The sequence below is a fragment of the Sporosarcina soli genome (assembly GCF_042655805.1).
GTDB lineage: Bacteria > Bacillota > Bacilli > Bacillales_A > Planococcaceae > Sporosarcina > Sporosarcina soli.
The window spans coordinates 254687-269152 of sequence record NZ_JBHSNO010000008.1; the positions used below are offsets into that span (position 1 = coordinate 254687).

17 protein-coding genes and 1 other annotated feature are annotated in these 14466 nt (G+C 42.2%); of the genes, 7 read left to right on the forward strand and 10 right to left on the reverse strand.

The annotated features are described in order from the left end of the window. Positions 1-48: 48 nt before the first annotated feature. The 3 genes from ACFPRA_RS16455 to ACFPRA_RS16465 form a co-directional block, all read right to left on the reverse strand. Positions 49-1308, reverse strand: coding sequence for a hypothetical protein (locus tag ACFPRA_RS16455; RefSeq protein WP_381437069.1), 1260 nt, complete (start codon positions 1306-1308; stop codon positions 49-51). A 60-nt stretch (positions 1309-1368) separates the two neighbouring features. Beyond that, positions 1369-1743 carry a nucleotide excision repair endonuclease gene (locus ACFPRA_RS16460; RefSeq protein ID WP_381437072.1) on the reverse strand — a complete coding sequence of 125 codons (375 nt, stop codon included), beginning with the start codon at positions 1741-1743 and terminating at the stop codon, positions 1369-1371. Between the two features lie 131 nt (positions 1744-1874). Further along, the gene (locus ACFPRA_RS16465; protein ID WP_381437074.1) at positions 1875-2126 is read right to left on the reverse strand and encodes a hypothetical protein; all 252 of its coding nucleotides are present in this window, start codon (positions 2124-2126) and stop codon (positions 1875-1877) included. A 225-nt stretch (positions 2127-2351) separates the two neighbouring features. Next, positions 2352-2626, forward strand: a binding site (T-box leader). A gap of 77 nt (positions 2627-2703) precedes the next feature. Between ACFPRA_RS16465 and ACFPRA_RS16470 the strand changes: the two genes are divergently transcribed. Then, positions 2704-3564, forward strand: a complete 861-nt coding sequence (locus ACFPRA_RS16470) for an SAM hydrolase/SAM-dependent halogenase family protein (protein ID WP_381437077.1) — start codon at positions 2704-2706, stop codon at positions 3562-3564. Positions 3565-3603: 39 nt separating this feature from the next. Here ACFPRA_RS16470 and ACFPRA_RS16475 read toward each other — a convergent pair whose 3' ends face one another. Beyond that, positions 3604-4035, reverse strand: coding sequence for a YkvA family protein (locus tag ACFPRA_RS16475; RefSeq protein ID WP_381437080.1), 432 nt, complete (start codon positions 4033-4035; stop codon positions 3604-3606). Positions 4036-4206: 171 nt separating this feature from the next. On the opposite strand from ACFPRA_RS16475, the gene ACFPRA_RS16480 reads away from it, so the two are divergent. The 4 genes from ACFPRA_RS16480 to ACFPRA_RS16495 all read left to right on the forward strand — a co-directional run bounded on the left by ACFPRA_RS16480 (position 4207) and on the right by ACFPRA_RS16495 (position 6983). Further along, positions 4207-4518, forward strand: a complete 312-nt coding sequence (locus tag ACFPRA_RS16480) for an ArsR/SmtB family transcription factor (RefSeq protein WP_381437589.1) — start codon at positions 4207-4209, stop codon at positions 4516-4518. Next, positions 4515-5813, forward strand: coding sequence for an arsenic transporter (locus ACFPRA_RS16485; RefSeq protein ID WP_381437084.1), 1299 nt, complete (start codon positions 4515-4517; stop codon positions 5811-5813). Before ACFPRA_RS16480 ends, ACFPRA_RS16485 begins: the two co-directional genes overlap by 4 nt. Positions 5814-5829: 16 nt before the next feature. Continuing rightward, on the forward strand, positions 5830-6249 hold the full coding sequence (gene arsC, locus ACFPRA_RS16490) for an arsenate reductase (thioredoxin) (RefSeq protein WP_381437086.1): 420 nt from the start codon (positions 5830-5832) through the stop codon (positions 6247-6249). 119 nt (positions 6250-6368) lie between these two features. Next, entirely contained in the window at positions 6369-6983 is a 615-nt protein-coding gene (locus tag ACFPRA_RS16495) for a DUF3298 and DUF4163 domain-containing protein (protein WP_381437089.1), read from the forward strand. Positions 6984-7052: 69 nt separating this feature from the next. Here the strand turns inward: ACFPRA_RS16495 and ACFPRA_RS16500 are convergent, their stop codons facing one another. The 5 genes from ACFPRA_RS16500 to ACFPRA_RS16520 all read right to left on the reverse strand — a co-directional run bounded on the left by ACFPRA_RS16500 (position 7053) and on the right by ACFPRA_RS16520 (position 12269). Continuing rightward, on the reverse strand, positions 7053-7763 hold the full coding sequence (locus ACFPRA_RS16500; RefSeq protein ID WP_381437092.1) for an NAD-dependent protein deacylase: 711 nt from the start codon (positions 7761-7763) through the stop codon (positions 7053-7055). A gap of 242 nt (positions 7764-8005) precedes the next feature. Next, positions 8006-9184, reverse strand: coding sequence for an MFS transporter (locus ACFPRA_RS16505; protein ID WP_381437094.1), 1179 nt, complete (start codon positions 9182-9184; stop codon positions 8006-8008). A gap of 4 nt (positions 9185-9188) precedes the next feature. Further along, positions 9189-9599, reverse strand: a complete 411-nt coding sequence (locus tag ACFPRA_RS16510; RefSeq protein ID WP_381437096.1) for a MarR family winged helix-turn-helix transcriptional regulator — start codon at positions 9597-9599, stop codon at positions 9189-9191. A gap of 142 nt (positions 9600-9741) precedes the next feature. Then, positions 9742-10917 (reverse strand): MFS transporter, encoded by a 1176-nt coding sequence (locus ACFPRA_RS16515; protein WP_381437099.1) that lies wholly within the window; start codon positions 10915-10917, stop codon positions 9742-9744. 128 nt (positions 10918-11045) lie between these two features. After that, positions 11046-12269 carry an MFS transporter gene (locus ACFPRA_RS16520; RefSeq protein ID WP_381437102.1) on the reverse strand — a complete coding sequence of 408 codons (1224 nt, stop codon included), beginning with the start codon at positions 12267-12269 and terminating at the stop codon, positions 11046-11048. 203 nt (positions 12270-12472) lie between these two features. On the opposite strand from ACFPRA_RS16520, the gene ACFPRA_RS16525 reads away from it, so the two are divergent. Both ACFPRA_RS16525 and ACFPRA_RS16530 read left to right on the forward strand, forming a co-directional pair. Next, positions 12473-13045: a nitroreductase family protein gene (locus ACFPRA_RS16525; protein ID WP_381437106.1), complete on the forward strand. Its 573-nt coding sequence runs from the start codon at positions 12473-12475 to the stop codon at positions 13043-13045. A 361-nt stretch (positions 13046-13406) separates the two neighbouring features. Continuing rightward, complete coding sequence (locus ACFPRA_RS16530) at positions 13407-13784, forward strand: hypothetical protein (RefSeq protein ID WP_381437108.1); 378 nt, start codon at positions 13407-13409, stop codon at positions 13782-13784. 24 nt (positions 13785-13808) lie between these two features. Here ACFPRA_RS16530 and ACFPRA_RS16535 read toward each other — a convergent pair whose 3' ends face one another. Continuing rightward, positions 13809-14414, reverse strand: coding sequence for a YitT family protein (locus ACFPRA_RS16535; RefSeq protein ID WP_381437111.1), 606 nt, complete (start codon positions 14412-14414; stop codon positions 13809-13811). Between the last annotated feature and the right edge of the window lie 52 nt (positions 14415-14466).

Here is a 14466-nt window from a genome sequence, read left to right on the forward strand (position 1 = left end):
CACCGTCCTTGCCATCATAAGGACAATTCTCAGAATGACGACTCCATTTTATAAATCGCTCAACGCAATAATTTCACCCGTTACCGCATCCACTGCTTCCGCTGCATCGAGCAAACCACAAAGAATATATTTTCCGGAAAGCTCATCATAGAGATAAGTCGGATCAAGCGTAATGTAGGGGATCATTTTTTCAAAAGCCTCTTCATGCGTAACCTTCTCCTGTTCCGCTGGCGCGAATGATTCGAAAATCTCGAACATGGCATCGTTATCCATAAAATTCAACACAGACATCTGCTCAGGATCGATGAATACAACTAATTTCCTTTTCAAAATTGAAGGATTTTCTTCAATCATTCTACAATGCGCTTCAATGAAATTCTCTTGGCGTTGGAATTTATACAGCTTCCACTGTCCTGATTCGTCCGGATACTCGGCTCGCAGAAGGTCTAGTACTACTTTTTTCGCCTGTTCGAGCTGTTCTTCAGTCAGCATCTGTTTTTCAAGATCGACATTCCCAAATGCATCTTCCACACTAGCTACAGATGTGAGTTCAATTTGTTGACGTTCAATTTCCATTTCAAGCGGCGTATCCCATTTCATCACTTCGTCCACTGTCACTTCTGTGCGCTCGTGTTCGAAAAACGGAATGATTCTTTTTCCATCGACTGTCACAAACACCTCTTCCATTGCATACGCCGGAACGAACCGCATATCCGCTTCGGACGGAAATTTGATAAGCTGAAGCTGCCGTTTGACAAGCGGTTCAATTTCTTCCAACGTCAATGTGAAATCTGATTTCTCAATTTCTTCCCGATACGGAAGCGATCCATATGTGGAAAAATGAGTGAGCTTCCCTTCATCGTCGAACTTCACCGTAATGCTACAACCCGGTGAAATTCTAATTCCATTCACATCAAATTCGAATTCAATTTCATGCTCATTCACTTGTGTTAGCTTAAAGTCATCCAAATACGTCCACCCTGTTTGTTGCTCAACCCATGCAACGACCTCCTCAACGGATTTCCCTACAAAATGCTTTTTCTTTGAGAAAGATTGCCCTTGCACAAAAATAACACTTTCAAAACGTTTTTCTTGGATATTATAAGCAATGCTGGCCGTTCCCTCCGGATTTAAATCTTCTTCCACAGGCTCATTCAATTCTTTAGGGAACCACTCCATACTAAATTGATAGTATGCTTCACCTTTTGAATCCCTTTGTTTATAGATTCCATACCTTTCTAACCGATACGCATCCAGTCCAAATTCTGTTTGTGCTTCATCCACTATTTTTTGTAACCGTTCATCCATATTCTCACTCTTTTCTTCTAAAAATTCAAAAAGAAAAGCTGAATGCACCTGGCAATCAGCTTATTTGAAAAACACTTTATCGACGTTATATTTCGCGCGCAATGTGTTAATGATGTACGTTTCGTAAATTTCACGTTCCATTGGGTCTTCCACAATGATAATGGAAATTTTATTCACTTCAGCACGGTGATTTTTAATCGGAGAAACTTGATCTTCAAAATGTTTTTTCACACGTTGACGCAGTTTGCGGGCCTTCCCAGCAAACAACAACTCGTCCTGCTTATTATAAAATAAGATAATACCGCCTTTATCACGCGGAATCTCATGCAAATCAATAAAGCCATTGACCGGTTTAATCGGCGCTGTATCCGCACTCATTTCTTGCTTGCGCTGCACAATCGTTACATCCGGGTTCGGTATCGTAATCGTAATCAATTCAACTTCACGTCCTCTTTTTTTGTGAACTTCAATCGTAGCATAAAATGGCTGAAAAAGCGAAGGTCAATATCATGTAACTCAATCTAAAAAATGCTTGCAACTCTAATTTTTAGGAGTCGCAAGCATTTTTATTTTGCACGTTGCAGTTCAACAATATCTGCACGCATTGTAAGAACTTCATCATTCAGCACATAAATTTTTCGATCGAATGATTTTGTCACTTTATGATTCTCGTCGATTTTTTCATTCATCCGCTTCATCTCTTCTTTTATCTCAACTATTTCTTGCTTTACTTCAATCATATCTGCGGAAAGTGTTTTCACATAGTTCGATAACTCGCTGATTGCTGTTAAGATCGTTTCATTCGTCACTTGTGTCATAATAGCCCCCTCCGTTTCTTCATTTTCCGATACATTTCTTCATCTCTACCAATTATCGGACATTGTTCGCAAGAATTCAAGTGGTAGTATTTTCAGATCGCCACCTATATGACACGTCCATCGAACAACTATCAGCAAGACGTTCAGAGAACCTGTCGATCTGATTGAACTTATTTTCCGAAAACATTGACAGATATTTGTTTTTCGTGTACATTATTCTTTAATACAAAAGCGTTGAAGAGAAGAAGTAAAGTGATCGGATTTCCTAACAGAAAGCTTCGGGAGCTGAAAAGAAGCAGGTTGTCCCCACTTGAAAATGGCCTCTGAGCTCTGCTTTGAACGTGCATCTTGTGCATCAGTAGACAGCAGCGGGAGTTGGTACCCGTTATCCGAACTACGGTCTAGAATTCATATCGACTGAATTCTGTACTTGCTGAGGTTGTCTACGTGAATAGGCGACGAAAAAAGGTGGTAACACGAGAATTCATCTCGTCCTTTTCAATCGATTGATGATTGAATGGGGCGAGATTTTTTGTTTTGACTTTCATAAACTATAAGAATGAGGAGTGGATAGGTAATGACAACAGGATTATTGGTTTTTCAATCGGATTTTGGAAAAAGTGACGGTGCAGTCAGCGCTATGCATGGTGTAGCGAATTCAGTTCAACTCGGTATACCGATTTTCGAAATCACCCATCAAATTCCTCAATATAATATTTGGGAAGCATCGTACCGCTTATTGCAATCGATCGGCTATTGGCCTGCCGGCACGGTTTTCGTCTCGATTGTCGACCCGGGTGTCGGATCCGATCGCCGGGCCGTCGTTGCCAAAACGGTGAATGATCACTATATCATCACGCCAGATAACGGAACTTTGACTCATGTGAAGCAATTTATCGGCATTTCTGAAGTGCGCGAAATTGATGAATCCGTTAACCGGCTACCGCAATCAGGGGAATCCCATACATTCCATGGACGCGATATTTTCGCCTATACAGGAGCCCGTCTTGCTGCAGGTGTCATTGAATATGAAGGAGTCGGACCGGCGATCGACCCGGCTGTCCTAGTTTCCTTACCTCTTAAAATGTCGAAAATAGTGGATGAAGTGATCAAAGGCATTGTCGATATCATCGACCGTCCATTCGGTAACCTTTGGACGAATATTAGCCGCGCTCAATTCAAGGAAATCGCCGAACAACACGGGGATTCTTTCGAAGTCACCATTACAACGGATGGCCGTACAATTTACAACAACATTATGACCTATGGCAGGTCGTTTGCGGATTTGCATATCGGCGAACCGCTCGTCTATGTCAATTCACTCGATAACATCGGCATCGCCATCAATCAAGGCTCTTTCGCAGATGCGTATCGAGTCGGCACAGGTACCAATTGGGAAATCGTCATCCGCAAAGCACCGCGCATTGTTTATGAATGAAAAAAGAGCAAACAAGGAGAGTGCTCCTTGTTTGCTCTTTTATAATAATTGCTTATCGATTTCCTCGTAATTCTCATCTCTGCCAAAATACTTATGCAACTTCTTCTTCGCTTTCTGTTTAATATCCTCATCTATATGCTGGACAATTTTAACCACTGCGGCTGCGACTACACTCGCATCATCTACAAGTCCGACTGCCGGGATGAAATCAGGAATGAGATCGGCAGGGAAAATGAGATAACTCAATGCTCCGATGACGATCATTTTTGATGATTTCGGCACTGTCGGACTTTTCGCCGTGTAATAAAGTAGCAAGCTATAATAAAGGGTCTGCTTCCCCGCCTGTTTACCGTATTTTTTCACCTTGTCCCAAAATTTCCGGTCCGAATAATGGTTTTCTGTTCCTTGCATGCTCGATTCTGAATCCAAGTTAATCAATTCTTTTTCATAGTCTTTCCGTTCCTTCGTCATGTAAAATGCCTCCCAATTGCATGTTCGTTTCCTTAATTCTACATGGAACCTTGCGATGTGTCATTCCATACTGTCGGTCGCTAAATTTCCCCTTGTATATATAAGCGCATACTTATATGATAATACTTGTACGGATATTCAATCATAAGCGAGGAGATACCTTTGGAGATTGTGCAACTTGAACGTTATTTAAAGACTATTGGTGTAGGCACCCGGTTACAAATATTGAAGGACATTCATCACGGTCCACTCTGTATTTGTGATTTGACCGCTTCGTTAAACATGTCACAACCTGCCGTCAGTCAACATATGCGCAGATTGAAAGAAGAACAGATTGTACTTGACGATAAACGGGGGAAGTGGACATTTTGGTCTTTGAATACTGAACACCCTCATCATTTCATTCTCCTACAACTGCTCGACCTCCTTCCAGACCGGGAGATCGCTAAACAATGCTGTACAAATGAATGGGAAGATCGATGATGCAAGTTATATTTGCAGCACTCATTTTTATCATTACACTTATTTTTGTCATTTGGCAGCCGCGTGGTTTGTCGATTGGATGGTCTGCAATTGCCGGAGCAGCACTGGCACTTCTCGTCGGTGTTGTCAGTTTCAGCGATGTATGGGATGTAACCAGCATTGTTTGGAATGCAACCCTAACATTCGTTGCGCTCATAATCATCTCCCTCATTCTCGACGAAATTGGATTTTTCGAATGGGCGGCTTTACATATGGCGCGTTTTGCAAAGGGAAGCGGCATCCGGATGTTTTTCCTGATCACCTTATTAGGCGCTGGAGTTTCAGCACTTTTTGCAAATGACGGAGCGGCACTGATCCTTACGCCGATTGTCCTTGCGATGGTGCGCGCACTTGATTTTAAAGACAAGATGGTGTTGCCATTCATCATGGCATCTGGCTTCATCGCCGATACAACTTCTTTGCCTTTCGTAATCAGCAATCTTGTCAACATCGTATCCGCCGATTTTTTCAGCATCGGTTTCACGGAATATGCCATTCGCATGATCATCCCGAACTTGTTTAGTCTAGTCGCAAGTATGCTCGTTCTTTATCTTTATTTCGCTAAATCGATTCCAAAACAGTTTGACGAAAAGCGGTTACAAAAGCCGGCAACAGCATTGAAAGATACGAGAATATTCCGGATATCCTGGATCGTTCTTGGGCTTCTCGTTGCAGGCTATTTCTTCAGTGAGACGCTCAACGTGCCTGTATCACTGATTGCTGGCGTCGTCGCGCTTGTTTTCCTTCTGATTGCACGGAGAAGTCCTGCGGTGGATACCGTCATGGTGTTAAAAGGCGCTCCTTGGGCAATCGTCTTTTTTTCCATCGGGATGTATGTCGTTGTCTACGGCTTGCGCAACGCAGGATTGACCTCTGTTTTGACAGCTGTTATCGAATGGACAGCAAGTCACGGGCTATATGCCGCAACAATCGGTATGGGCTTCATCGCAGCCATTTTATCATCTGTCATGAACAACTTGCCGACCGTCATGATCGATGCACTCGCAATCCACGATGCAAATGTGCCGGAATCCATTCGCGAAGCACTCATTTATGCCAATGTCATCGGATCGGATCTCGGGCCGAAAATGACCCCGATCGGTTCGCTTGCAACGCTTCTTTGGTTACACGTGCTCAATGCAAAAGGCGTCAACATATCTTGGGGCTATTATTTTAAAGTCGGTATCGTACTGACATTGCCTACGTTGTTCATCACGCTGACCGCACTCGCAGTATGGCTACAAATTTTGAGTTAAGAAAGGAATGATGAAATTGGATAAGAAAATTATCTATTTTCTCTGTACGGGCAATTCTTGTCGCAGTCAAATGGCTGAAGGATTTGGTAAAAAAATCTTAGGTGACACATTCGAAATATATTCTGCAGGTATTGAGGCACATGGTCTCAATCCAAAAGCAGTCGAAGCGATGCAAGAGCTTGGGATTGATATAAGTGGACAAACCTCAGATAGGATCGATCCAGCTCTTCTGGCAAAAGCGGATTTTATTGTGACGCTTTGCGGCGATGCCCATGACAATTGTCCTGTTACACCTTCTCATATTCCCCGCTGGCATTGGGGATTCGATGATCCGGCTCGTGCTACGGGGTCAGATGAACAAAAATGGGGAGTGTTTCAACGCGTACGTGATGAAATAGAGGCACGTATCCAAAAGTTTGCCACTACCGGTCAATGAAAAGAGGGCAAAATCCGAAATGACGGATTTTGCCCCCTTTTTATCTTATACTTCCGTCTTTCCTTACCTTCTCCAACATAAGATGTACGGACTCTATTGAAAAGGAAAGGACGGCAATTATGGATTTACCGGTTTCAATTGTCACCAAGCGATTACCGCATGCTTCCCCAAAAGTGACGGTTTATTACCCTGTCGTTGTCCATTTGCCAAACGTCAATGTACAAAGCCGCATCAATCATGCCATCATTACAACACTGAACAAACTGCTAGTTGAGCAGAACTTCTACGACGCAAACCTTGTGGAACTGCTTGCTAATTTTGAATTGAAAAACAATCAGCGAGGCATCCTCAGCTTGAATCTGATCGTCTATTCATTCACTGGTGGCGCTCATGGCATGACAGTCGTCAACTCCTTAACGTTCGATACGAAAACAGGCAAGCAGTATACACTAAAAGAATTATTCAAGCCGGGAAGTGATTATGTAAAGCGGATTTCTGAAATAATTACACAGCGGATCAAGGATTGGGATATTCAATTGTTAGACCCGCCTTTCAAAGGTATTCGCAGCGATCAGGATTTCTATATTGCAGACACCTCTCTCGTCATCTACTTCCAACTTTACGAAATCACACCTTATGTATGGGGCTTCCCCTATTTCCCAATCCCGATTCTTGATCTAGCAGACATTATCCAACCCGACGGCCCTCTGGATCGGATGATGGCGTTCACGTGAAAAAAACAGATAGAAGACCAAAGCAATCAAGCGTCCACCTTCTTACAGGGACGGACGCTTGATTATTTTTTATAACTGTTCAGCCACTTCAGCTAATACATCCCCGATTTTCCGATCGTGAATGACTACATCTGCATATTCGTCAAATACTGTCGGCTCCATATTGACAATAATGAGCTTGGCGCCACTTTCTTTTGCGAGGAGAGGAAACTGGTTCGCCGGAGTAACAGTGAGTGAAGAACCGAGTACGATGAACAACTCTGCGCGTTCACTTTCCTCGACTGCTTTCATAAAGGTATCTTCTGGCAACCCTTCACCAAATAAAACAACTGATGGGCGTAACTTCCCACCACATTTACAATAAAAGATTTCCTCCTCATACGTCTCATTCCCATACTTTTTTCCACATGACTGGCAATGGACTTTTTGCAATGTCCCGTGCAACTCCATAACCTTTTCCGATCCTGCAACTGAATGGAAGCCATCGACATTTTGTGTAATGATCCCTCGGATGATGCCTTCCTTTTCCCATTTCGCCAACAGTTCATGCCCTTTATGCGGATGGCAGTCTTTCACCCCGAGTACTCGTGTACGATAAAACTGGAAAAAGCGCTCCACATCCTTATTCAGAGCTTCAGTGCTTGCCACTGCGGCAGGGTCTTCATTTTCCCAAAGACCTGTATTAGCAGAGCGAAAATCAGGCAAGCCACTTTCCGTGGACATCCCCGCGCCTGTGTAAACGATAGTATAGTTTGATTTTTTCATTAAATCAGCAAGCATTTTTCTCCCCCTTACGATCAATGTCAAACCAACTTCCATCCTAAGTTTTCAAAATATTCCCCAGGAAAAGAATAGCATCAGTTTTTGCGTCCACACAATTTTAGCTTCTAATGGTGTATGCTACCTATCACTTTATCATGATAAGCAAATGAAGTCATAAGAAATGACATTCGGTAGGATCTTTCCACATCAAAAAGCGAACCCTCAAATTATAAGGTTTCGCTTTTCTTATTTCACAATCATTAACTACTAATCATCGCTTTATTTTTTCGTTTCATAAAGGTACTCAAATAGATGATAAACACAACGACGGCCAAGCCAGCTGATAACAAATAGACATTTTGATAGCCAAAATGGACAGCAATAATCCCTAACACATAGGATCCGAGTGCTAGCCCCGTATCAAAAAACGTAAAAAACGTTGCCGTCGCATAACCACTTCTTTCTTTTTTCGTCGATTGCACCGCAAGTGTTTGGAAACACGGAACGAGCGCACCATATCCGAATCCGATAAACGCTCCAGCGACTAAAAAGACCAAGATCGAATCCATATACGCCAATAGGACAAGACCGATGCCAAAAGTGATAAAACCTGGGATGAGCACATACTGAGACCCTTTTTCATCAAAAAGCTTTCCCGTAAAAGGTCGCGTTAGCAACATGACCGCAGCGAATACGAGAAAGAAAGTGCTCGCCAATGGCAAAAGCCCTTTCTCCTGTGCGTAAATGGATAAAAAGGATAGGACGCTTGCATATGACAGGGCAATCATACTGCCGAGGAGCGCTACCGGCATGGCTCCCTTTTCGAATAGATCGCCGATTGTTAATCTTTTTTTCTTAACTGACTCCTCCGGTGCCGTCCCCACCGGAGCAAATGCGGATGTCGCGACACCGAATACCATCAAAATACTCATCACGATAAATAACACATCAAAAGATGCTGTTTGAATGATCGATAATGCGATCATTGGACCGAGTACAACAGCCAGATTCGTTGACATCGTAAAATAACCCAAACCAGCACCTCTCCGCGCAGCTGGTATCGAATCTGCAGCAAGCGAAACGGCTGCCGTCGTAATAATACTAAACCAGATCCCTTGCACAAAACGTAATACTAAAAGCGCTTCAAACGGCTTGATGAAATAATAAAGTATCGTACAAAGTAAATATAGTACAAGTCCAATCCATAACATTTTCCGCTTACCGATTATATCTAGTATCTTTCCTGTAAACGGTCTGACTGCAATTGCGGATAATAAAAAGACCGTCATGAGTAATCCGGCTTCTTCATCCGTTCTTCCTAACACACCGATCGCATATAACGGTAAAGCAGATACAAGACCATAAAATACGATGAAAACAGCTATATTCGTAATAAACAGACTCATAAATGATTTTGTCCATATTGGTTCTTTATTCATTAAATTACATCAATCCTTCCTTATCCATCTTCCGAAGCAACGTCATCAGTTGTACCTGCTCCTCGACTGTTAAACCGGTCAGAAATTCATTTTCAAATTGAATAATCGATGATTCGACTTCCGGAAACTTGGTAATCGCCTCATCCGAAAGACGAACAATCTTTTCTCGACGGTCCTTCCCCTCATGTGTGATCAACCATCCCAGTTCTTCCAAACGGTTAACCGTACGCGTAATCGTCGGTGCTTCAACGTTTAAGTACTTCCATATTTGCGTCAGCGTCATTTCCCCTTGTTGATAGACACATAATAAAACTGTCCATTGTGAAGCAAATAACTCATGTTTTTTTAGCGCTTGATTCACTTCTTTATTTAACATGCGCGTCATTTGAAAAATGACATGAAATAACGGATTCATCATTTCATCCCCCTTATTTACCTAGGTAACTATAAAAGTATACTTCGCAACCCGAAGTTTGTAAAGCGATCTGTTTCTTGAACGATACCATTTTACACCATTAGAAAAGCCATCCAAGGGAAATGGATGGCTGCAAGTAACCTTATACAACTGTTGCGCGTGGACTTTTCCATTTCATCGATAAGAACATCGTTCCCACAAGGACAATTAACCCTAGCATGAACGGATACAAAATCTGTACATCGTACAATACGCCCGCAAGAAGCGGACCGAGTACGTTACCGATGCTCATATACGCATTGTTCATGCCCATTGCGAACCCTTGCTCCTCTCCGGCCAATTTTGAAATCAGCGTAGTCAGAACAGGTCTTAAAATAGAAGTTGCAAGGAAAATGATCATTGTCACCCCAAAAAACAGGATATAGCTTGGAGCAATGATGGAAAGTAAAAACCCGAGTGCAGCAACTCCGAGGAAAATACTCAGAACAGCTTTTTCCCCAAACCGACGCACAACCCGATCAACAGCAAATAATTGAATGATCACGCTAATGATACCTGTTGATGTCACCATGATCGCAATATCTTTCGGAGAAGCCCCGAACTGATTATCGACAAAAAGGCCTAAAACCGATTCATATGCCATCAAACCGAAACTCATAACGAGCGTAATGACTAAAGGGATAAAATAAGGTTTGTTAACGGATTGAGCAATTTCTTTCACCATCGGTTCTGGCTTTTTACTAGGAGCATCCACTTTTGCGACACGGCTTTCCTTCAGCATGAATGCTGAGAAAACAACCGCAAAAACCCCCACGATCGCTGAAACGAGCAACGGCATTTTCAAACCGAAATCCGCTAAAAAACCACCAATACCAGGGCCAATTACAATGCCGAGCGACATCGATGCAGAAATAAGACTATTTCCTTTTGCCCGCTGATCCATCGACGTAATGTCAGCAACATAAGCAAAGATCGCCGGCACTAACAGCGCTGCTCCGATTCCGCCAATAACACGTGAAAGATACAGCACACCGATTGAGTCCGAAAAGTAAAAAACGAACATCGAAATGGCCAAGACACTTACCCCTGCAATAATCATCACTCTTCGCCCATACTTATCCGCCCATTTCCCTGCAATAGGAGACATAATCAGCTGTGCACCCGCAAAGATCGAGAGCATCAATCCTGCCGCTTTGCCCCCTTGTCCGATCGATATTAAATACGCCGGTAAAATGGGAATAATAATACCAAAACTTCCTATCGCAATAAACATGTTCACCATTAAGATAAGCATTTTCTTTTTTTGATCACGCGTCAAATCAGTTCACCTTCTTTTCATTTTTTCACAGACTTCCTATTATAATCTTTCCTATGTGCATTGTCACTATTTTTTTAAAATGACCTAAGAAAATGCCAGCTTCCACCGTTTGTGGAAGCTGGCATTTTTTATCCATTATTCGGTGCTGCTGTTAGTTTCTGATCACGTGGAAGTGCCAAGCCAACAAGCCCAAGTATTGGCAATAACGATATTATTATCATTGTCGGAAGAATTCCTAAGTGGTCCATAAAAATCCCGACAACGACTGCTCCAACTGCTCCCATCCCAAATGAAAGTCCGACCGTCAAGCCTGCCATTGTGCCAATTTTACTCGGGACTAATTCTTGTGCATAGACGACTGTTACCGTGAAACTGAGCATGATGACAAACCCGATGAACATCAAGAGTATGACAACCGCCCACAACGGAACATACGGCAAAATCAGACAGAAAGGAAGCGGTACTGCGAGTGAAAGCATGATGATATTCTTTCTACCAAACCGATCTGCCATCGGTCCTCCGAATAATGTGCCTAACGCACCGAATGCCATAAATAAGAAGATATACAAAAACCCTCGTTCACTTTGTAAATCGTATTTCTCCATCAAATGAAAAATAAAAAAGCTCGTAATGCTCGTTACGTAAAATGAACGGGCAAAAATGATAACAAAAATCAATGTAAGAGCAGTACCAACTTGTTTTTTCGTCAAATTCCCCAACGAAGACAGGAGTACTTTTTTTCGCTTTGTCGTCTGTTCTTGTTCTAACTGCTTTTTATACCATGTCGATATTTTCATCAAAATAATAAAACCGATTGCCGCAACGATTATGAAAAAGGCTGCGCTTTTTTGACCATAAGGCACCAATATGTATGCACCGATCAACGGAGCGAGCGCTTGTCCCGAATTCCCGCCAACTTGGTAAATCGATTGGGAAAGCCCCCGTTTCGAACCTGCCGCCATATATGATACACGCGAACCTTCCGGATGAAAAACAGCTGAACCCAATCCGAGTATAATGACGGCAACTAACAACGTCCAATAATTTGGTGCAAATGCAATCCCCGCCATGCCGATCAGTGAAAAAATCATACCTGTTGGAAGTGCAAAAGGCATCGGCTTTTTATCACTGATAAAGCCGACAACAGGCTGTAGAACAGATGCAACCATATTCAGAGCAAAAGCGATGTATCCAAGTTGAGTGAACGTTAAACCTTTCTCCTGCTCCAACACTGGAAATAACGCCGGAATGACTGCTTGCAGCGTATCATTTAGTAAATGGCAACCACCGATTGCAAACATGATCGGATAAACCGGGTTGCCCAAAATCGATGTTTCTTTCATTGTAGCCATTAGTCCTCACACTCTTTCTGTCTTCTAAATTTTTCAATAGACTTAGTATATCGTAAATTCCGGAAAATGAAATGAATTATATCCAGATTTTGAAAACACTTGCGTTATCGGGATATGAACAAAAGCGAAAACAATGATTATATCCTTTACGTACGCTATACTAGTAGTTGAGAGTCATTATCAATAGAAAGAGGCGAAACCATTTGAATATCCATGAAGCGATTAAAACACGGCGAAGCATTTCCCTTGTAACAAATCAAGAAGTGCCTGAAGAGCTTATCGAACAAATTATTGAGTCAGGCACCTATGCGCCCAACCACCATAAATCAGAACCATGGCGTTTTTTCGTCCTGCGTGGCGATGGTCGCAAGAAATTAGGAAAAGTTCTTGCCTCTATTACAAAATCCCAACAGGACGATCCTCTCTCTGCGGACAGTTTAACAAAAATTGAACGTAGTGAACGCAATCCGCTCCGTGCACCTGTCATCATTGCTGTCGGTGTTGAACCGGGTACTGAGGACAAAATCATTGAAAAAGAAGAATTTGCCGCTGTAAGTAGCGCAGTTCAAAACATGCTATTAACAGCTCATGCACTCGGACTCGGTGCCGTTTGGAGAACGGGCGCCATTTGTTATCGTCCAGAAGTGCGCGACTTCTTCGGGTTATCCGAAAAAGGAGAACTCTCCGCCTTTATTTACCTCGGTTATCCGGATTTCGAACCGAAACCTTATACGAAAACAGATGCCAAAAAATTGACAACTTGGATTGACGCATAATCATCTACCGCCCATCAAACTGTTTGATGGGTTTTTTTGTGAAAATCAGTAAAGCGAGAATCTCATTTAGCACAACCAATCTTATTTTTAGATATTCAGAACATCCATATCCCTTTGAAAATAGATAAAAGTGATTAACAACAAGATAATTGGGGTATAAAAAAATAAGGATGACCAATCCATTCTTGGTCGAAGCAGAACAATTGAACTTAGCAAACAAATATATGAATCGATATGCCCTACAAGCTCACCATTATTTCAGGAAGTATCATACATCCCTTTAACTTCACTTATAATTGACAATTCTTTTGGCTACACTCTTCATATGACTGAATCACATTAGAAAGGGTTGGAAAGGCATATGTCCATACTTAACGGTGAAGTGCTAATAACTTATTTTCCTGCTGCTCTTCTATTGATCACCTTCGAAGTCATTATGTCGATTTATAAGTCGGATGTTTACCAATGGACGGCAAAGCATGCAGTCGGAAACCTGTTCGTCAACTTAATGTGGATTGTACTCATCCTTGTCGTTGCAATGGATCCGAAACTGTTCAATCCTGAATTTGCCACGTATTTGGCCGGTACTTATAACAGCACGTCTGAAAAAATGACGGATATCATTCAACTGGTAATGAACGCAGTCGTCTGCTTAGTTGTCGTCACAAACATCATCGACACGTACAGCGGTTTTAATATGGTGAAGGAGAAAGAGAAGGAAAAAAGTGATCAAATTTGAGAATTCACTCAAATTTGATCACTTTTATTGTGTATGCATATCGACGGCTTTAGGAGAAATTGAAACGATCATACTCGTAGTAAGCCCGACAAATAAGACGGTCGTAACCGATAAAAGTAAGTGGACCGATTGGATCAAATAACTGCCGACCGAGACAATGAGAAAATCTATGATCAAAATCATGATGCCTGGATTGATCGTCATTTTTTTTGCAATCATTTGCGCAAGTAAGTCTGTCCCACCAATACTAATATCATGTCGAAGCATGATGCCGACCCCCGAACCAATCAAAATCCCCCCACATGCTGCACTCACTAATGGAGATAGGAGAGTTTCTCTTCCGATTATCTGCAACGGATAACAAACATCGATAATGAGCGAAGAAAAGAGCATCCCATGGATACCGTTATAGAAAAAAGAGCGATAAAAAATCCAAGCAAGAACAAAAATCGGAATACTGATCAGTAAAAAAGTCATCCCCACTTTGACATCCAAAACATAATGGAAGATCAAACTGATGCCCAATGCGCCTCCATCGAGCAAACTGTGCGGCAAAAGAAAGGCATTAACACCGCATGCGACTAAAAAACTACCGATTAGGATCGTCAAAGCTTTCTGCAAAAGATACACCAAACCCCACCCATTTTGTTTTATTTGTAGATGTATATGCTTGTGCTAACAA